This is a genomic window from Microcoleus sp. Z1_B2 (assembly GCF_036700325.1).
GTDB lineage: Bacteria > Cyanobacteriota > Cyanobacteriia > Cyanobacteriales > Microcoleaceae > Microcoleus.
In genome coordinates this window covers 15,045-32,079 of the sequence record NZ_JAUBOQ010000039.1, presented here as the reverse complement: position 1 = coordinate 32,079, position 17,035 = coordinate 15,045, and the positions used below count along the sequence as shown (strand labels likewise).

The window sequence follows — 17,035 nt, the reverse complement described above, 5'->3', positions numbered from 1 at the left end:
CAAATATTTAGAGAACCAAGACCTTGAACATCTATCTTGGGACAGATGTTGCGATTTTAGATTTTAGATTTTAGATTTTAGATTGAAGAATTTTGAAGAATTGGGAATGACTGATTCTAGCGGGGTTTCGAGCACTGGTCTAGATTTGAGTAAGTTTTGTCTGGTGCGCGACAGTCCTGCTAAAGTAATGGAGACAAATATTTAGAGAACCAAGACCTTGAACATCTATCTTGGGACAGATGTTGCGATTTTAGATTTTAGATTTTAGATTTTAGATTGATTAGATTTGAGATTGAAGAATTGGGAAGGAAAGATTCGAGCGGGCTTTGAAGCACGGGCATACATTTGAGTCAATACGCTTGGGTTAGTGCTAAAAAAACCGATCGTGCGTAGGTTGGGCCCGTGGAACGAACCCTCCGTTTCACTCCGCCCAACATTTTCGCTACAATTTTCCTTAACCCAAGCGTATTGACATTTGAGTAAGTTTTGTCTGGTGCGCGACAGTCCTGCTAAAGTAATGGAGACAAATATTTAGAGAACCAAGACCTTGAACATCTATCTTGGGACAGATGTTGCGATTTTAGATTTTAGATTTTAGATTTTAGATTGAAGAATTTTGAAGAATTGGGAATGACTGATTCTAGCGGGGTTTCGAGCACTGGTCTACATTTGAGTAAGTTTTGTCTGGTGCGCGACAGTCCTGCTAAAGTAATGGAGACAAATATTTAGAGAACCAAGACCTTGAACATCTATCTTGGGACAGATATCGTATATGTTCCCCGCATTCAAGCTGCATTAGACCGGTTTGGCGATCGCTTCCTCGAAAAAGTTTACACGCCCGCCGAACAAAGGGATTGCGGACAACAAAATTCTCAACACAGCAGCATTAAAGGTAAAATGAATCGAGTTTCCTGCAACCAGCTAGCGGGGCGCTGGGCAGCAAAAGAAGCCGTTGTCAAAGCTCTAGGCACGGGATGGCGGGGAATACGGTATGCAGATGTGGAAATTCGGCGCTCCGAAAACGGTGCTCCCAATGTGCAACTGCACGGAACCGCAGCAGCACAAGCCTCTGTTTGGGGAAATTGCCAGTGGCAATTAAGCCTCAGCCACGACGGAGACTATTGCACGGCTACGGCGATCGCCCTTTGTACCCCGCCGTCAAACAACGCTGTCGAGCGATCGAGCGAAACTAAAATCTAAAATCTAAATCTTTAATCTAAAATTGATAGATTGTGAGTGTGAATGACTACCGAAACTTACCTGAATCATCCAAACTTTGGCCTCCTCTTCAGGGTATCCCAGGTTGAAGACAGCCAAGAATTATTTACCACCCTATACGCCCAACGCCTGTTTTTTTTGGTGACAAACGGCCCTGGCGGGCTGAGATTTGAACCAATCAGCCGCTCCGACGCTCGCCTCATGGTCGAAATTCGCCTGCGAACCCTGCGTCGCAGCGGTCAATATCACGAGTACGACCAATTGCAAACCATTCACCAGCGTACATTTCAATAACGAAAATCAGTAATTTGGTAATTGGTAACAGTCTTAATTTTCCTTCCCTCCACTCAAGAGCGTTGAGCACCCATGACCATAGCCTCTCGAATTAACAGCATTCGCCAACACTTGCCGGAATCAGTGCGGTTAATTGCCGTTACCAAACAGGTATCGACTGATGCTATCCGCGAAGCATACGACGGCGGTATCCGGGATTTTGGCGAGAGTAAGGTTCAAGAGACTGCCGAAAAACAAAGCCAACTGCAAGATTTGCCGGATATCAACTGGCACTTGATCGGGCACTTGCAAGCCAACAAAGCCGCCAAGGCCCTAGAGCATTTCCAGTGGATTCACTCTCTCGACAATTTAAAACTCGCTCAGCGACTTTCGCGCTTGGCGGGGGAAATGTCCTGCTCTCCCCAAGTCTGCCTGCAGGTCAAAATGTTGCCCGACCCGGACAAATACGGCTGGAGCGTTCCAGAACTGCTGGCTGACCTTCCAGAACTCAACAAATGTCAGCATATCAAAATTCAAGGTTTGATGACAATTCCTCCGCTGGGATTAGATGACTCCCAAATCCTAGAATTATTTAACAGCACCCGCGAACTTGCTGACAAAATCCAGCAGCAAAATTTGCCCTACATTCAAATGCAGCAGCTCTCGATGGGGATGTCGGGAGATTATCATTTGGCAATTCAAGCAGGTGCTACTATGGTACGGCTAGGACAAACCTTATTTGGCTCTAGGAGGGGATAAATAATTGAAATCTTCTGATAAAGACAATTTGGGTTAAATATAGAATAGTCAGCCACCCGCGACTAACGCGCAACGCGAGTATAGTCGGGGCAGCAAAGTCGTAAAGGAGCGTGAATCATGAATATTTTTTCTAAACTGCGAGATTTTGTAGGGATCAACAATGAGCCTGAGTACGATGACGTGTACGACGAAACTGAAGGGGAGCGCTATCAGAACTTCTACCAAGCGCCTGAACCCAACCCCGCGGCAGTCGCAGCGGAAGAAGAACGTCGTCAAAATCGTAGAATGCGAGAGCGGTCAGTAGTAGGATCGACAGGTATGGATGTAGTTGCACCAACCGGGGGAGTAGGGTCAGTAATGAATAACGTGATTGGAATGCCTGGAGCTATGAACGGGATTTCGGAAGTAGTAGTAATGGAGCCGCGCACTTTTGAAGAGATGCCGGCAGCAATTCGAGCCCTTAAGGAACGCAAGTCTGTGGTTTTGAACCTGACGGTGATGGACCCAGACCAAGCGCAAAGAGCTGTGGACTTTGTGGCGGGCGGTACTTATGCCCTTGACGGTCATCAAGAGCGAATTGGCGAAAGTATTTTCTTGTTTACGCCTAGCTGCGTGCAGGTGAGAACTCAGTCTGGTGTGGTTCACGAAGTGCCTCCTGCTCAAGGACGCCCTCGCGCTGCTGCTCCTGCACCGACAGTCTGGCCGGCAGAACAAGCTACCATCGCTCAGTAGTTATTAGTCAGTAGTTATTAGTCATTAGTCATCTGTCTTTAGTCTTTAGTTATTAGCCAGTAAGCTTTTAACTAGCGAGATCCTGAATTTTGTATCCTTAGTTCTGGGCGCTTAACTCTTAGCTAAGGCGGAGAACTGATAATTAATGGCAACTAATAATTAATGACTAATGACTAGCATAAAATAGTAAGGTGCGTCGCTTTCTAATTTTCGATCGAACTTGTAAATTGTTGCGGGCGACGCACCCTACAAGGTAGCACTGTAGACTAATGACTAATGACTAATGACTAATGACTAATGACTAACATAAAATTTGGTACGATCGGCGGCGGGGTAATGGGAGAAGCTCTCTTATCCCGCTTAATTGCACAAAAAGTTTATTTACCTTCAGAAATATTGGTGAGCGAGCCTGGGGTAAAACGCCGCGAGTTTTTGGCTAACAAATACGGGATTGGAACAACAGCCAGCAATCTAGAAGTTGCTGCGGCTACAGAAGTGCTGTTTTTGGCGATTAAACCGCAAGTTTTTGATACGGTAGCTTTGGAGTTGGCGGTGGCGGCCGATCGCAAACAGGGAAATAATGGAGAAACGGCTAATTCCCAGCCAGAAGCGCTAGTAGTGTCGATTTTGGCCGGAGTGCCACTGAGCAAGCTGGAACCAGCCTTTCCGGGGCGGGGAGTGCTGCGGGTGATGCCGAATACTCCAGCCACGGTAGGAGCGGGAATGAGCGCGATCGCTCCGGGAAAACTCGTGCAACCGGCTGATTTAGAATTGGTAAAGCGCATCTTTCAGGCCGTGGGAGAAGTGGTAGAAGTACCTGAGAGTATGCTCGATGCGGTGACTGGACTTTCGGGTTCCGGGCCTGGTTATGTAGCAATTTTGATAGAGGCCTTGACAGATGGCGGAGTTTGTGCGGGTCTGCCACGGGCGATCGCCTCTCAATTAGCTTTACAAACAGTATTCGGTACAGCGAAGCTAATGCAAGAAACGGGAATGCACCCGGCACAATTGAAAGATCAAGTTACGAGTCCCGGCGGCACAACTATTGCCGGAATTGCTAAACTAGAGAGTAACGGCTTTCGTTCTGCCCTAATCGAAGCAGTGAAAGCAGCTTGTTTGCGTTCTCAAGAATTGGGTAAATAGGTGTTAGTGCCATGCTGACTTTAAAATTAGATTTAAGTCCGTGGATCAAGTTGACAGACGATCAGTTTTACGAACTGTGCCAACATCACCCCGATTATAAATTTGAACGGAATGCAAAAGGAGAACTGCTGATGGTTCCACCAACGGGAGGAGAAACGGGCAACCGTAATATGGATTTATCCTATCAATTGCAAGCTTGGAGTCGCCAAAATCCGAATCTAGGAATTGCTTTTGACTCTTCCACCTGTTTTAGACTCCCAAACGGTGCAACTCGTTCTCCCGATGCTTCTTGGATAAAACGCGAAAGATGGGAAGCTTTAACTCCCGAACAAAAAAGAAAATTTCCGCCACTGTGTCCTGATTTTGTAGTGGAATTGTGCTCGCCCACTGATTCTATCCGAGAAACGCGAGAGAAAATGCAGGAATATCGGGAAAATGGCGTTTGTTTGGGGTGGTTGATTGACCCGCAAACGCGGAGTGTGGAGATTTATAGGATCGATCGAGAAATAGAAATATTGCAGTCCCCTGTTACGCTGTCAGGGGAAGATATTTTGCCCGGATTTGTGTTGGAACTAGGGCCCGTTATGGGAAATAATTGAAAAGGTGTCAGGCTGTTTCAGATCAATCGCTAGCTGCTGTTTCCAATTTCTGCCCAATCCTTGGTTCCGTACCATTCAAAAGCCGCTGAATATTGCTGCGGTGCCGCACAATTACAAACACACCGCCCGCAATGCCAAACAATACATAAGCCAGGGGCTGATGTAAAGCAAACATCAATCCAGCCACGCTAATTGCCCCGATAATCGAACTTAAAGAAACAATTCGCGACACCGCAAACACGATTCCAAAAATTCCGAAAGTTCCCAAACCAACGGGCCAGTACAAACCAAGCAAAACTCCCAAACTCGTAGCCACAGATTTACCCCCCGTAAACCCCAGCCAGATTGATTTGCTGTGGCCCAAAACAGCCGAGAAACCCGCCAAAGTTGCCATCCAAGGGAGGACAGTTGCAATATTTTCTAAACCGGCGGCGGTTGCTAGCTGGCTGGTAAAAGTGAGAGAGTAAATATAGCGAATTAGGACGATCGCACTTACCCCCTTCAACACATCCACCAACAACACCCCCAACCCCGGCCCTTTGCCCAAAGTCCTCAGTACGTTAGTTGCACCAGTCGAACCCGAACCAACCTCTCGAATATCAATTCCCAGCATCCATTTCCCCAAGGCGTACCCAGTCGGAATCGAACCAAGCAGATAAGCTGCTATTAACAGTGCGCCATTTAAAATTATCCAGCTAGCCATTTTTTTATTTGAGATTTCGTGTACAGCAGAAGGAAGAAGGCAGAAGGCAGAAGGCAGAAGGCAGAAGGCAGAAGGCAGAAGGCAGAAGAAGGAAGAAGGAAGAAGAAGGAAGAAGGAAGAAGGAAGAAGGAAGAAGGAAGAAGAAGGAACAACCAATTCCGGTCAATTTCCCTCTGAGTTTCTTCAGTCCACGCAGGCGGACGAAAGTTTGTATAGCAGCGAATTATATTCGCCCGGACTTACTCAAAAATCCTTAGCAGTCGTCAAAGTTTGCGGATCGGCAGCAAAGGCCAACCATAACGGAAATTGCAGGATTGACAAACTAATTAAATCCTCAGTTTCATCAATGACAATTAGGGGCAATTTGCCATCTTTCACCAGTCGATCGGCTTTTTGAGCCAAAGCTTCCGCAGACTCAAACATAATAATCCCCCTTTCCGGGCCAAAATCGCTGCGAGTAATGCCCAAACAGTCCTGCAAACCCCGGCGCCACTCTCCCAAACGTTCGGGACTGTTGGCGAGCACCAAAGTCCGCACCCGTCCGCCGTAGACGCTTCTGAGTACAGAAATAATTGTCGAAGTAATCAAGATATTTTGCAAGCGCGAACCCATAGTCCGCAAAGCGCCCCTTCCTCCTTGGGTGAAAAACCAGTTAGAAACTCGTTCCGCGTGGATGGGTTCAAAAGTGCGGCGGAGTTGCCAAGGCGGGCCGTAGTAGTCGGGGACAGTGCGATATTGATCGAGGGTGCGGCGAATTTGTTTGGCTTGTTCTTGAAATCCCTGTTCGGCAAATTTGGGATTTACCGGTGCTGAGGATTGAGACTCCTCAGCAGCAGTTCGCTGTGGTGTCTCTTGCGTCGGCGGTGTCAAATCTAAGAGTTCGGCGGTAGCGGCCAAATCCTGCAAACTGCCTACTAAATAGTCTTTGAAACCCTGGACTCGAATTGCTAAATCTTGGGAAACGCCGGCAAAAGTGGTTCGCATTTCCTTCTGAATTCGATCGCGCCGGCGTTCTAGTTTTTCTACTTCGATTTGTAGCGCTTGTTTGCGCTGATCTAGTTGAATCAAGCCGTCTTGTACCAAACGCCCGATCGATGTTTGAGCCGCGCCCAACGCTTCTATAGCATTGGCTTTGTCGGCTTCCAAGGCGGCAATTTTTTCAGTCAAAGCTTGTTCTTGCTGCTGCAATTCTTTGATTCTCTCTGTCAACTGTTCGGTAACATTTTCTGGGATGGGCGTTACCATTTCTGCGGTTGCTGTTGGCTGGGAGTCTGTGGGAATCTCGATTTGAGCGATCGGACTTTCTGATTCGGCCTCGTCGGTGTTGGGCGCAATTTGGGCGATTGCGCCTGCTTCGTCCACGAATTGGGCAATTTCGGCATCTTCCTCGTCCAGCGGCGGGTCTGTTTCTGCCGGGAGTTGGGCGGGCAGTTCATTTTCGTCGATCCACAAATCTTGTGTTTGAGATAGAACTTGGTACTCCGTCTCATTCACGGGTAAATCGACTTCGCCGTCACCGCTTGGGGTGGCTGGTTGTGGTTGCGGTTCTTGGGTTGGAGATTCGTCTGAATTCATGGGAAATTTTGTTCGGCGTGGGCACGGAAAAGTTAAAAATTAAAAATTAACAACTTTTTTAGTCTTGACGGGGACAGCGCTGTTCTAAGCAGGTCTGTAGCATTTTACGATCGAACAGAACCGGCAGAAAGTGAATGCTGTTAATTTCTTTGAAATAGAACAAAATCGGCACAGCGGGCCAAAATATCCGCCAATTTTGCCATTCTCGGTAAGGAAAGCGGCGGATTAAGTTGGACGATCGATAAATGTCCAAATCTGTTGGGGTAAATTGTAGCCGGATGGTGGCGGCTTGGTACATCAAAAACAAGCCGAACACAGAAAGTGGCAAACTCACCCACTTCTGCACGAACAGTAGCGGTACGGCCGCCAGTACCAGGACTAGGGGAATCGCATAACTCGGGGCGAGTTCGATCGTACTTGTCGGCGCAGTCGAAGAGGCTGTTGTAGTCACGGGTTTAAATCAAGGGTAGTAAACTAATGTTGCCAATTATTCATATTTTATCCGTTTCTTAGCTTACAGGCCTTTGAGTACGCTAGAGCCCGTGCCCTGAAACATCAGCCATGTCATCAAAAAGTTAAAGATAAAAATAGCCAGTAAAGCCGTCACCACCGCTGTGGTAGTCGATTGGCCGACGCCTTTTGCCCCGCCGGTGGTGGTCAAGCCCCAGCTAGTGCCGATTACAGCAATCAAACCACCGAATACAAAAGCCTTAATTGCCGCGCTGCAAATATCCCACAAACTCAGGAAATTGCGGACTGATTCTAAAAACACGTTTTGAGAGATGCCGTACATCGTCGTAGCAATCAGCAGTCCGCCGAGGATGCCCGTGACGAGACACATGATGGTTAAAATTGGCAGCATCAAGCAGCAAGCAATGACGCGGGGAATTACTAAATAGTCGATCGGGTCTGTTTTGAGCATCAGCAGGGCATCTATCTGTTCTGTTACCTGCATCGTGCCGATTTCCGCCGCAAAAGCCGAACCTACCCGTCCCGTCACGATTACCGCTGTTAAGACGGGGCCGAGCTCGCGAGTCAAAGACAAAGCCAAAACGCCACCTACGACATTGCCGGCCCCGAGGTTAATAAACTCCCTCGCTACCTGAATAGTAAATACCATGCCGACAAAACCCGCAGTCAGCAAAGCAATCAGCAGAGATTCCGGGCCGACTGCTGCCATTTGGTCGATGGTGTTGCGACGGTGAATTTTGCCCTTCAGCAAGTGCAGCATAACTTGGCCGCCCAATAAAGCTGCTGCCAGCAACCGCCGACTCCACAAACTGAGGCTGGAAGATGTAGTGGTGCTCAAGGGGATTTCGAGTGTAGAACAACTGCCAAAAATGAAATCTATCTACAAATCTTAAACAAGTTTTTTCTATAACATTTAAGATTTCTGACAGAACTGGCCACGGAGGGCGATCGCTGCCTATCGTAGAAAAGGACAAGTTTTGTTTGCTTGCACCTTTCGGCAGTTTAGCTGAATTTACTGACTCTTATGAGCATTTTTCCCAATTTTCTTCGCTCTGTACTGTTGACGGGCCTGTTGAGCTTTGTCGCCCCCTTATTGTTAATCGGCGGGGGATTGACTAGCTTTTCGCTGATTGGCTTCGTGCCTGCTCTCCAAGGAGTTGGTCGTTCTGGAGAAGAGCTGATTTTGCAGTTCTTAGCTACTTTCGGCAGCGGCTGTCCCCTCCAGGGTTTTTTCGTCATCGGTCTAACTTTTGGTTTGGTGGGTGCTTTGTTTGATACCTACGCTTCTTATCAGCATTCGCGGTGGAGTTAATCGAACCTTCGATTTTAGATTTTAGATGGGAATTCCTCGATCGAATCTAAAATCTAAAATTGCTGGGTTCGGGTTGGATCGGATACCCGCCCCTTTTGATGATTTTACAATACCGATCGCGAATGTTCGGAAATGCGATCGGCCTTTTTGCGGAAAACCGAATCCCCCAGTTTCGGGAGCTGGAATATATTAAATACAGGTTGAGTCAAGTGTTTCTCAACCATAAAAACTTCAGATAGTCGAGGTATTAGTTATGGCACTTATTCGTTGGGAACCTTTGCGGGAAATGGACTCCTTGCAACGAGAAATGAATCGGTTGTTTGATAGCTTGACACCGGCAACCGATCGCGCATCTAACGGTGTTGCTTTTGTACCCCCCGCCGAACTCGATGAAACTCCCGAAGCCATCCACCTTAAATTAGAAGTTCCGGGCATGGAAGCTAAGGATTTGGACGTACAAGTAACCGCAGAAGCTGTTGCTATTAGCGGCGAACGCCGTCTGGAAACTAAGAGTGAAGATAAAGGCATGACTCGCTCTGAGTTCCGTTACGGTTCGTTCCGCCGGGTGATTCCCCTACCCGCACGGGTTCAAAATGACAGCGTAGAAGCTGAGTACAAAAATGGAGTTTTGCACCTGAATTTGCCCAAAGCGGAAGCGGAAAAGAACCGCGTGGTTAAAGTTCAAATCGGCTAATAAATAATTTTTGGCTAATTGCTGAGAGGGCGTGCGGTATGCGCCCTCTTTGTTTTGGTAATTGGTAATTGGTAATTGTGAGTTTGAGGAATAATTCTGCCATCTTCCTTCTTCCATTTATCCGTTACATCCCGTACATTGCTCGTTGCCGAACTTTCTTTTTCCCAGTTTATAACTGTGCTAAACTCCAATAAGCAATGGTTGGTGAGGAGACTTGCGTGCCGAGTCAGGGAGTTGGAGGTAATGGAATTGCATCTGAATTTGGAGACTTAACCGGGATGACTCGCCAAGAAGTCGATGACTTTTTGCGCGGGCTGGGTGCAGAAATCAGAACTACTGAAGGGGGTTATCTTGAATACGAATTTGCCGATCGTTCGCGAGTCAATATCCGTCCTGATGGTGAAGTTGTACGCACCCCACCTCCCAGATACGGTTCAGATGGCCGAAAAATAAACAAAGGTTTGCGTCTTGACAAAGATGGCAGCTTGGTCAAAACACGCGATGAATTTGGCAATAAGATTCCTGGGACGCACAATACTGGAGAAAAAGTGAGTAATTAATATGCCCGATGACTACAACTTGCTTAATTTAGGTGGACTTACATCCCTGATCGCAAATGTCAATGTGTCTTTGTGGGGGAATGAAATTTTATTTGAATGTATTTACGATCCGACAGGCGATCGATTGCCTTATAGCATAGTATTTCATGACTGCCGAGACATCAGTTGGGAGGTGTTCCATCCTGAAGATGTCACAGATACTGAAGCTGATTTGATTGGCATTCATTTGGGTGAAAACGCGCACCGGAAAGCAGCTTTGATTCATACAGATATTTTTGAAATTTCTCTTCTGTACGGCAGTTTTAGCATTCACAAAGGAGATAATTTTAACTCACCAAGAGCAGATTTAGAAACAGAGGTTTTGGCATAGGGTACGCCAGCAGTATTGTACAAATAACCAATAATATGGTTTCCGGTTGCATTGGAATGATTTAACCGCAGAGAACGCAGAGAACACAGAGGGAGATAAGAGAGATGAATTATTCCGATCCTATAGCCATCCTTGCAGGAGTCGTCAACTTTTTACCCCACCCCAACCCTCCCCTTATCAAGGGGAGGGAGTAAGAAATTCACAAATGATTTAGGCTTGCTATAACAGATTTGATATAACCAGTAACCAAATCAGTTTACGATACTTAATAGAACTTTTTCCCAGATGAGGTAAAACACAATGCCTGATATTGTTGATATTGCCGTAGGTGCGGGTTCGTTTCAAACCCTGGTAACGGCGGTGCAAGTAGCTAATTTAGTAGACGCGCTCAAAAGTCCGGGCCCTTTTACTGTCTTTGCACCCACTGACGATGCTTTTGCGAAATTGCCGCCGGGAACTATCACAACCCTAGTGCAGAACGTTCCCCAACTAACCAGGATTTTGATGTTTCACGTGGTATCGGGGAAGTTTATGAAGGCTGATTTGGCAAAAGTCGGTTTTGTTACTTCCTTGGAAGGTTCGCCGATTAAAATTGATTGTTCGGACGGTTTTGAGGTGAAAAATGCTACAGTTGTTGCTGCGGATATCGAAGCAGACAACGGCGTCATCCACGTCATCGATAACGTGATTTTAATGGGATAATTTCGCTGTTAAATCTCGCTGCGGGAGCGAACCTGGTGCTTTGCGGTGCCGATTTGCTCCCATCGCACGCTTTTTATTTATCGGTTGAAGGTAATTTCAATATCAAAAAGTTGTCTTTTCGGCGGATGTATTTTAAGATGATTGTTTGAAAAATTTAAAAAATCAATAATTATAATATAAGCAAACCAGCGTGGTGAGCACTATGCAAATCCTAGCCGCCAGCCTCAAAGCACAAGTCCGCCAGCGTACCTTGGAACTGCAAGTTCTCAACGAACTTACTGCAAAAGTTCAAACCAGTCTCAGTGCTGATGAAATTTGGTCTGCGTGTCTGGCATATCTCGATCGCCTCATTCCTGGCGCGGCGATCGCCCTTTTGACGCCACCGGACGATCGACTATACCTGGAACACTCACAGCCCTTAACTGCTAGCGCCAAAGCCGAAATTGAAGAGCGCTTGCAGGTTGCTCGCGCTGAATGGCTCGCCGGCAATCGGGACTGGGCGCACAACATCGCTCCGCCACCAATTGCTCAGTTTCAGTCGGTATTGATGGCACCAGCCAACCTGGATGAAAGTGAAGAATGGTTGGGAGTATTTTTCATTGGTGCAGAGCAGGCAAATGCTTTTAATTTGGAACACCTTTGTTTGCTCCACACAGTCGCTCAAATTTGTGCAAAAAAACAGTTAAATACATTAGCAGCTAAAACGACCAGTGTCAAGGATAAACTAAAAACTAATTTTGCTCTGGATTCGGAAAGTCAAGAACTATTGTTGCGGGCTGTAATGGACGATGCGCCGGACAGAGTTTTTGCGAAAGATAAAAATTTTAGATACATTTTTGTCAATCAAAGTTTTGCGGAATATGTGGGGAAAAATGTTGAGGAAATAATCGGCAAAGATGATATTGAATTAGGGTTTTGTGCCGAATTAGTCTTTGGCGATCGCAACAACTCAATTAGGGGCATCCGCGAGGAAGATCGAGCTGTGCTGGCTGGGGAGAGGGTTCACAATCCCTACCAGGCGATCGTCTTTGAAGGTGGCAAACAGCACATCTTTGACACGCAAAAAGTGCCACTGTGCGATGCAGAGGGTAATATATTTGGGGTTTTGGGTTTTTCTAGAGAGATTGGTCAATTGCAGGCCACAGATGAAGCCAGGAATCAAAGCCAAGCCAAACTGCAAAAAATTACTGCTAGCGTACCCGGTACGGTATATCAAATTGACTTACATCCAGACGGCTCGATGGCTTTCTCGTTTGTGAGCGCGGGCTGCCGAGAATTGTATGAAATAGAACCAGAGGCTGCTCAGCAGGATTTTAATGTAATTGTTGACATGATTCATTCCGAAGATCGAAATGATTTTCTCAACTCGGTGACGCTTTCTGCTGAAAATTTGCAGCCCTGGCGGTGGGAAGGAAGAATTGTCACTCCGTCGGGAAAACTTAAATGGGTGCAAGGAGCTTCCCAGCCAGAATTTCAAGCATCGGGGGAGATAGTTTACTACGGCTTGTTCACGGATATTAGCGCCCGGAAACAAGCTGAACGGAAGCTGCAACTTTATCAACAAATCTTTTTGAAATCCAACGATGCGATCGCGATCTTAGACCCCCAAGGCTATTACTTAGAAACAAATCAAGCTCACACTGCTTTGCTGGGCTACAGTTCGTCTAAATTGTGGGGAAAAACGCCTGCAACTCACATGGGAGAACAGGCATTTACGTCTGTGCTGCAAAGCTTGGCAGAAACTGGGAGTTACCGAGGCGAAATGACCTGTATTAAGGCTGTGGAAGAAGGAACAGTTGAGGTGGAGGTTTCGGCTTTTGCGGTTTTAAATGATGCTGGGGATGTAGTTTGTTACGTAAATGTCAAAAGAGACATCACCGAACGCAAGCGAGCTGAGGAAAAACTAAAACTTTACCGAGAAATATTTTTAAACTCCAACGATGCGATCGTTATTATCGATGCTGACGGGTTTTTCGTCGAACAAAATCTTGCTCACCAAACGCTTCTAGGATACACAGACGCGGAATTAGAAGCAGAAGCTTCGCCGCTGGTTGCGGGGGATCGCTTTTTGGCAATTGCCCAAAGTTTAGCAAAAACAGGAAGTTTTCGGGGCGAAATTATTAACTCCACTAAAAAAGGCCACACGCTGGCGATCGACGTTGCGGCATACTCTGTGATTAACAACGCCGACGATGTAATTTGTCACGTCTGCGTCAAGCGCGACATTACTGAACGCAAAAAAGGAGAAGAAGAAAGGCAAAAATTTGTGTCGCTGATTGAAAACAGCAGCGATTTTATCAGTATGGCTACCCTGAAAGGCAAAACGCTGTTTGTCAACGAAGCCGGACGAAAACTGGTGGGGGTAGAGAATCTTTCGGCAGTGCTTTATACGGAGATTTGGGATTATATTGGGCCCTATTTTCAACAGAAATTCAGTCAAGAGATTTTACCAACAATTATCAGTCAGGGCCAGTGGCAAGGCGAAGGTCAAATGCAGCACTTGGCCACCGGACAGCCCATTGATGTTGTGATGAATGCTTTTCTGGTCAAGCACCCTCAAACCACTGAGCCGCTGTGCTTTGCTGCGGTAATTCGCGATGTCACCGAACGCAAGCAAGCTGAGAGAATGCTGCGGGAACAAGCAGAACAAGAACGGCTGGTTTCGGCGATCGCCCAGCGAGTCCGGCAGTCTCTCAACCTCACTCAAACTCTGAGCACTGCTGTACAAGAAGTGCGGCAGTTGCTGGCAACTGACCGCACGATAATTTATCGTTTTGATTCCGAGGAAACAGCGGTTGTTGTTGTGGAATCTGTAGGGGATGATTGGATGCCCCTGCTGGGCAGAAAAGTTCAAAGAACATCCTTTGGGGAAAATTTTGTATGGCTGTACAGTCCAGGAACAATTCAAGCAATGGCAGATATTTATACTGCCAATTTGAGCGATGAACACCGAGATTTACTCGCTAGTTTGCAGGTAAGGGCTAATGTAGTTGTACCAATTTTTATAGGCGATGAAAGTCAGGGGTTGGCAGCAGAATATTCGCCAGAAACTCAAATGAACCCGCCGGGAAGGAGTTTGGAAACGAGTCAAAATCGGTTGTGGGGATTGCTGATTGCCCATCAGTGTAGCGCTCCGCGTGTTTGGACTGATTCTGAGATGGATTTGCTGGGAAGGTTGAGCGTGCAGTTGGCGATCGCCATTCAGCAATCTACTCTTTTTGAACAAGCGCAGCAGGCACGAGAAGCAGCCCTAGAAGCGTCTCGAATGAAGTCGCTATTTTTAGCAAATATGAGTCACGAAATCCGTACTCCGATGAATGGAGTGATGGGGATGACAGATTTGCTGCTGAAAACGAATCTTACTCCCGAACAGCTTGACTTTGTACAGACGCTGAAACTCAGCGGTCAAAATTTACTCTCCATCATTAACGATATTCTGGATCTCTCCAAACTGGAAGCCGGAGAAATGCGCTTAGAAATACTAGAATTTAACCTCAGTATCTGTATGAATGAAGTGCTGGATTTGTTGGCAACTCCCGCACAAGAAAAAGGTATAGAAGTGGTGGCACTGATTGACAGTGACGTGCCGGTGCAAATTAAAGGTGATGCAGCGCGGTTGCGGCAAATACTCACTAATTTGATCAACAATGCTATTAAGTTTACAGAAGCAGGAGAAGTGGTAATTGAGGTTGCTAATGCTAGTAATCCTGAGTTATTGGCAGCCACCGATAATCAGAGAATTTTAGAGAATATCGAGCCGTTGAAAATAGAAAACAGTGACTCTATGCTCCTGCTGTTTAAAGTGACAGATACAGGAATTGGGATTGCTCCCGAAGACAAAAAAAAGCTGTTTCAATCTTTTACTCAAGTTGATGCCTCTACGACAAGAAAATACGGTGGCACAGGTTTGGGGCTGGCTATTTCTAAGCAGTTGGTGGAGTTAATGGGTGGGCAAATCGGTGTGGAAAGTACCCCTGGCAAAGGCTCGACTTTTTGGTTTACTGTGCCGACAGTTACGGAAAATTTAACTGCTGTCGGGACAGCGTGCGAAGTGAATTTTGAAACGGTGCTGGCGGGGCGAAAAATGTTAGTTGCCAGCGACAAGCCGACTGTGCGAAAAGTGCTAGTGAGAATGGCTGTTTTGTGGGGAATGGAAGTTGAGGAGGTGGAAAACGGTTGGATGACGATCGCATCTCTGTACAAAGCTGTTAGCGTTAATTCCCCTTACGATATCGTTTTGGTTGATATTCAGTTGCCGGAAATGGTGGCCGGAAGTCTCGAACGCTTGAGGATTTCTGAGCCGGCAATGCAGCAGACGCATTGGGTGGTGCTGACTTCAATGACTCAGCTTGCAGAGGCGAAACGCTTGGTAGATAGCGGTTTTAGCGGGTATTTAACTAAACCTGTGAAAGCTCACCGACTATTTGATTGCTTGGCGAATGCGATCGCCCCGATGACGCTGATTGAGGAGCCGCCGGCAAATCCAACTTCCAATCGAGCCTCAGCTATTGACAGCCGGGAGTTAGCAAGTTTAAAGATTTTGTTAGTTGAAGATACTCCTATCAATCAAAAAGTTGGTCTCAATCAACTCAGAGTTTTGGGATGCACTGCGGATGTCGCCAATAACGGCGCAGAGGCGCTATCTATGGTTGCTCAGAAAAAGTATGACATTGTGTTGATGGACTGTCAGATGCCGGTTTTGGACGGTTACGAAGCAACGCTGGAATTGCGCCGCCGGGAAGCGGCAGATGCTGCTGGGAAGATGGAACCACATCAAAAGACGGTGGTGATTGCGATGACGGCGAATGCTTTGAAGGGCGATCGGGAAAAGTGTCTGGCGGCGGGCATGGACGATTATATTAGCAAACCTATTGCGATCGAAAAGTTAAAATCGGTACTAGCAAATTGGTCGGTCAAACTAAAAATTGGAAATCCCAAGTTTAAGGCCGAGGAACTTCAAAACTCTGAACCAGATATCGAATCGGTAGTCGATATGGCACGTTTGCACGAAATTTCGGGGGCTGATGTAGAGTTTGAGCGGGAAATACTGCAAACTTTTGTGGTGGATACTGGTAGTTATTTAGAAGCTGCTAAGGGGGCGATCGCCTTGGGAGATATGGAGACACTCGCCCGCCACGCTCATCAAATTAAAGGTGTCAGCGCTACGGCGGCGGTGCGGTTAATGCCCGATATGGCAGATCGGCTTCAAAGTCTGGCTGAATCTAATGATTTGGAGGGGGCTACAAAAATCATTGCTGAATTAGAAATAATTCTGGCGAGGGTTCAAAAGTTTGTGGCTACCGAGTAGTCAATTTTATTGTGCACCGGGCCCGTGGAGCCCGATCGCGGATATTGGCAGCCCCGCGAGCGAGCGCGTGTAAAGATTGTTAATCTTTTATCAAGATGTTTATCTCAATGTGAAGGAATTGGGAACTCTTATAACATCTTGTGTGTTGTAACTTGCGACACTACTGTCTTAAGTTATTGTGGTCAAATATAAAATAATCATTAAGCCGATGGCTCAGAGGGTGCTTTTCGTCTATCGGCTTGAGACACCAAGACCAGCTTTTCGCTATCCCCGCCCATTAAGTGCGTATTTACGCTCAACGAGGTTTTATGACTCCAGTCATGTTACGCCAACTCTGGTCATTAATTGAGACCACCCAAGCTACTCTGTTAGTCAATTTAGACGATGCCACCCTGGTACAGTGGCTGCTGAAGCAGTTAAAGACAAACTCTGCGCTCAATGGCAAAGAAGCAGATTTGTTGGACGAATACATCCAGTCTCGGCTGTCCCTAATCCGCGATTTAGCTGAGCAGCGGCTGGCACCAGAGCTACTGTGAGCGGATTCAATCAAAATCGGATAAATATTCCAGGGAAAGGCGATTCTCCCTCGCGCTGGGCAGAAATAGCAGAAAAGAAA

General features: G+C 46.8%; 18 protein-coding genes. 14 read left to right on the top strand and 4 right to left on the bottom strand.

Translation table 11 applies throughout. The annotated features are described in order from the left end of the window. Nucleotides 1–741: 741 nt before the first annotated feature. From acpS to QT984_RS21505, 6 genes are all read left to right on the top strand, one after another. A complete protein-coding gene (gene acpS / locus QT984_RS21530; protein WP_333210995.1) occupies nucleotides 742–1,200 on the top strand; it encodes a holo-ACP synthase in 459 nt (152 codons plus the stop codon). 42 nt (nucleotides 1,201–1,242) lie between these two features. Further along, nucleotides 1,243–1,512 carry a transcriptional coactivator PipX gene (gene pipX, locus QT984_RS21525; protein WP_333058020.1) on the top strand — a complete coding sequence of 90 codons (270 nt, stop codon included), beginning with the start codon at nucleotides 1,243–1,245 and terminating at the stop codon, nucleotides 1,510–1,512. Between the two features lie 72 nt (nucleotides 1,513–1,584). Continuing rightward, on the top strand, nucleotides 1,585–2,250 hold the full coding sequence (locus tag QT984_RS21520; RefSeq protein WP_333058021.1) for a YggS family pyridoxal phosphate-dependent enzyme: 666 nt from the start codon (nucleotides 1,585–1,587) through the stop codon (nucleotides 2,248–2,250). Nucleotides 2,251–2,367: 117 nt separating this feature from the next. After that, entirely contained in the window at nucleotides 2,368–2,982 is a 615-nt protein-coding gene (locus QT984_RS21515; RefSeq protein ID WP_333058022.1) for a cell division protein SepF, read from the top strand. Nucleotides 2,983–3,279: 297 nt separating this feature from the next. Then, nucleotides 3,280–4,125 (top strand): pyrroline-5-carboxylate reductase, encoded by an 846-nt coding sequence (proC, locus tag QT984_RS21510; RefSeq protein WP_333141028.1) that lies wholly within the window; start codon nucleotides 3,280–3,282, stop codon nucleotides 4,123–4,125. Nucleotides 4,126–4,136: 11 nt separating this feature from the next. After that, a complete protein-coding gene (locus tag QT984_RS21505; RefSeq protein WP_333058024.1) occupies nucleotides 4,137–4,724 on the top strand; it encodes a Uma2 family endonuclease in 588 nt (195 codons plus the stop codon). 22 nt (nucleotides 4,725–4,746) lie between these two features. Here the strand turns inward: QT984_RS21505 and plsY are convergent, their stop codons facing one another. Next, nucleotides 4,747–5,427, bottom strand: coding sequence for a glycerol-3-phosphate 1-O-acyltransferase PlsY (gene plsY / locus QT984_RS21500; RefSeq protein ID WP_333058025.1), 681 nt, complete (start codon nucleotides 5,425–5,427; stop codon nucleotides 4,747–4,749). Nucleotides 5,428–5,435: 8 nt separating this feature from the next. Between plsY and QT984_RS21495 the strand changes: the two genes are divergently transcribed. Beyond that, on the top strand, nucleotides 5,436–5,684 hold the full coding sequence (locus tag QT984_RS21495) for a hypothetical protein (RefSeq protein WP_333058026.1): 249 nt from the start codon (nucleotides 5,436–5,438) through the stop codon (nucleotides 5,682–5,684). On the opposite strand, the gene QT984_RS21490 is transcribed toward QT984_RS21495, so the two are convergent. From QT984_RS21490 to QT984_RS21480, 3 genes are all read right to left on the bottom strand, one after another. Next, nucleotides 5,671–7,002, bottom strand: a complete 1,332-nt coding sequence (locus tag QT984_RS21490) for a DUF3086 domain-containing protein (protein WP_333058027.1) — start codon at nucleotides 7,000–7,002, stop codon at nucleotides 5,671–5,673. The genes QT984_RS21495 and QT984_RS21490 overlap by 14 nt on opposite strands. Before the next feature lie 58 nt (nucleotides 7,003–7,060). Next, the gene (locus QT984_RS21485) at nucleotides 7,061–7,453 is read right to left on the bottom strand and encodes a DUF3119 family protein (RefSeq protein WP_333058028.1); all 393 of its coding nucleotides are present in this window, start codon (nucleotides 7,451–7,453) and stop codon (nucleotides 7,061–7,063) included. A gap of 63 nt (nucleotides 7,454–7,516) precedes the next feature. Further along, the gene (locus tag QT984_RS21480) at nucleotides 7,517–8,311 is read right to left on the bottom strand and encodes an MlaE family lipid ABC transporter permease subunit (RefSeq protein WP_333058029.1); all 795 of its coding nucleotides are present in this window, start codon (nucleotides 8,309–8,311) and stop codon (nucleotides 7,517–7,519) included. A gap of 186 nt (nucleotides 8,312–8,497) precedes the next feature. On the opposite strand from QT984_RS21480, the gene QT984_RS21475 reads away from it, so the two are divergent. From QT984_RS21475 to QT984_RS21445, 7 genes are all read left to right on the top strand, one after another. Continuing rightward, complete coding sequence (locus QT984_RS21475) at nucleotides 8,498–8,785, top strand: hypothetical protein (protein ID WP_333058030.1); 288 nt, start codon at nucleotides 8,498–8,500, stop codon at nucleotides 8,783–8,785. A gap of 253 nt (nucleotides 8,786–9,038) precedes the next feature. Continuing rightward, nucleotides 9,039–9,479: an Hsp20/alpha crystallin family protein gene (locus tag QT984_RS21470; protein ID WP_333058031.1), complete on the top strand. Its 441-nt coding sequence runs from the start codon at nucleotides 9,039–9,041 to the stop codon at nucleotides 9,477–9,479. Nucleotides 9,480–9,676: 197 nt separating this feature from the next. Continuing rightward, nucleotides 9,677–10,039, top strand: coding sequence for a hypothetical protein (locus QT984_RS21465; protein WP_333058032.1), 363 nt, complete (start codon nucleotides 9,677–9,679; stop codon nucleotides 10,037–10,039). Nucleotide 10,040: 1 nt separating this feature from the next. Beyond that, nucleotides 10,041–10,409: a hypothetical protein gene (locus QT984_RS21460; protein WP_333058033.1), complete on the top strand. Its 369-nt coding sequence runs from the start codon at nucleotides 10,041–10,043 to the stop codon at nucleotides 10,407–10,409. Between the two features lie 300 nt (nucleotides 10,410–10,709). Continuing rightward, nucleotides 10,710–11,111 carry a fasciclin domain-containing protein gene (locus QT984_RS21455; RefSeq protein ID WP_333058034.1) on the top strand — a complete coding sequence of 134 codons (402 nt, stop codon included), beginning with the start codon at nucleotides 10,710–10,712 and terminating at the stop codon, nucleotides 11,109–11,111. A 202-nt stretch (nucleotides 11,112–11,313) separates the two neighbouring features. Then, nucleotides 11,314–16,419, top strand: coding sequence for a PAS domain S-box protein (locus QT984_RS21450; protein WP_333058035.1), 5,106 nt, complete (start codon nucleotides 11,314–11,316; stop codon nucleotides 16,417–16,419). Between the two features lie 308 nt (nucleotides 16,420–16,727). Next, nucleotides 16,728–16,955 carry a hypothetical protein gene (locus QT984_RS21445; RefSeq protein ID WP_015178453.1) on the top strand — a complete coding sequence of 76 codons (228 nt, stop codon included), beginning with the start codon at nucleotides 16,728–16,730 and terminating at the stop codon, nucleotides 16,953–16,955. The last annotated feature ends 80 nt before the right edge of the window (nucleotides 16,956–17,035 follow it).